Genomic DNA, 1817 nt, shown 5'->3' on the forward strand with positions numbered 1-1817 from the left:
GTCTTTCGTCTGGATTGTGAATCCAAGCAATTTCCGTCAATAATGACGGGGATATGCATGTGTATCTCATGCACTGGCTTTTAACACACTGTTGAGTTCTCAAGAAACGGACGCGTACATCCTTGCGTAAGTCTCTCGACTTGCGCTCGGAGGCGTGCCTCGCGTTTTCCTAAAATTTACCGAGCTTGTCGATTCCCGTCAAATCCGGAGATTTGCCGGCAACCACTCAGACTTGCTTAGGATGGTGCACCCCGGTCGGCCCAGGGCAACCCTCTTAACTTACCGTGTCATCCAGAGCTTGTCGAATCAACCGATTTTTCGGTGATCTCCGTGCGCCAGACGACGGCCCGGGCTACGAGCGCGCCGAAGCGGCTCCGCCGAGTGGCTCGTCATTTCAAAGGGCTTGCGCGGGGGCCCGTCCGCCTGATCGGCGTCCGGCTCACTCCCGGCGCGAACTGAAAGACTAGGTCGCAATCCGCGACACGTCAAATCGCCTCGCCAGAGGGCGTGTCGCGGACGATCCGCCGCAGCGCGGGCGCCGGGCTCAGTCCTGCCGCCGCCGTCGCGCGGTGTCCCGGCCCGTCCAGTTGCGCCTCTTTGAGGTCACAGCTCCAGAGTGGCGCGGGCGATCGCCCCGGCGCACCGGGCCAGCAGGACGCGCAGTTGCTCCCGCTCCTCCGTGCTGAACTCGCCCGCGATCGCTCGCTCGATCACCACGGCACGCTCGTCGGCCGCCTTCAGCGCCGCGCGCCCGGCCTCGGTCAGCCGGGTCTCCAGGACGTTTCGATGCCATGGGTGCGGGGAGCGTTCGACGAGGCCGCGTTCCTCCAGGTTCTTGAGCACGACGGTCATGGCCTGAGGCGTGACCAGGCACGCTCTGGCCAGCGCCGCGCCCGAGATACCGGGGTTGTCGGCCAGCGCGAACAGTGTCGCGTACTGGGGAACGGTCAGCCCTGCCGGGCGGACGGCGGCCTGCTTGGCCGCGATCAGCGCCTGCTCCGCACGCTTGATGTCCAGACCGAGGCGTTCGTCCGCAGGCATCCCCATATCGGAAATAGTACAACATTGATGGTTATCAAAGCTTTGATAACCTGACCCCGTTATCTAAGCTTGGAGGAGAGACGTGATCATTCCTGACAGCCACTTGGATCTGCTGAAGCGCCCGCTGTTCGCCCATCTGGCGACCATCGGGCCCGACGGGGCGCCGAACGTGAACCCGGTCTGGACGATCTGGGACGGGGAGCACCTGCGCTTCACGACCACGATGGATCGCTTCAAGTACCGAAATGTCAAGGAACATCCGCAGGTCGCAGTCTCCATCAACGACCCTGAGGCGCCGTACCGCTATCTGGAGATCCGGGGCGTGGTCGAGCGGCTGGAGCCCGACCCCTCGGGCGACTTCTTCGACGTGCTGGCCAGCCGCTACGGGCTGGAGTACGAGCGGCCGGTTGGAGATGCCGAGCGGCGGGTGGTGATTGTTATGAAGCCGACCCGCGTCACTCGGCAGTGACCGCACGTCGGCTCTGGCGACGAGCGGGGATTCGCCCAGGGTGAGGGATCACTGTGGTTGGGGGCGCGAGTGACGGGGATGCGGCCTCCTGCAGGAACCCCCCAGGCTCCCGTCGCCGGTGGCGGTGACGGTGTTGACGGCGGCGTCCACGCGATTAGCCCTGCCCGGGGCCGAGCTGGTGCCGGGGTAGCACCGTGCCGGTGGCGGTGCCGGTGGCGGTGCCGGTGGCGGTGCCGGTGGCGGTGCCGGTGGCGGTGCCGGTGGCGGTGCCGGTGGCGGTGCCGGTGGCGGTGCCGGTGGCGGTGCC

At 65.8% G+C, this 1817-nt stretch carries 2 protein-coding genes; one reads left to right on the forward strand and one right to left on the reverse strand.

The window, feature by feature from the left end; translation table 11 throughout:
• Nucleotides 1-603 precede the first annotated feature (603 nt).
• A complete protein-coding gene (locus tag ACFKCF_RS61510; protein ID WP_394506764.1) occupies nt 604-1047 on the reverse strand; it encodes a MarR family winged helix-turn-helix transcriptional regulator in 444 nt (147 codons plus the stop codon).
• 76 nt (nt 1048-1123) lie between these two features.
• Here ACFKCF_RS61510 and ACFKCF_RS61515 point away from each other — a divergent pair, with 76 nt between their 5' ends.
• Nucleotides 1124-1510 (forward strand): PPOX class F420-dependent oxidoreductase, encoded by a 387-nt coding sequence (locus ACFKCF_RS61515; protein WP_394506766.1) that lies wholly within the window; start codon nt 1124-1126, stop codon nt 1508-1510.
• The last annotated feature ends 307 nt before the right edge of the window (nt 1511-1817 follow it).

It is taken from the genome of Nonomuraea sp. JJY05, assembly GCF_043496855.1.
Taxonomy (GTDB): domain Bacteria; phylum Actinomycetota; class Actinomycetes; order Streptosporangiales; family Streptosporangiaceae; genus Nonomuraea.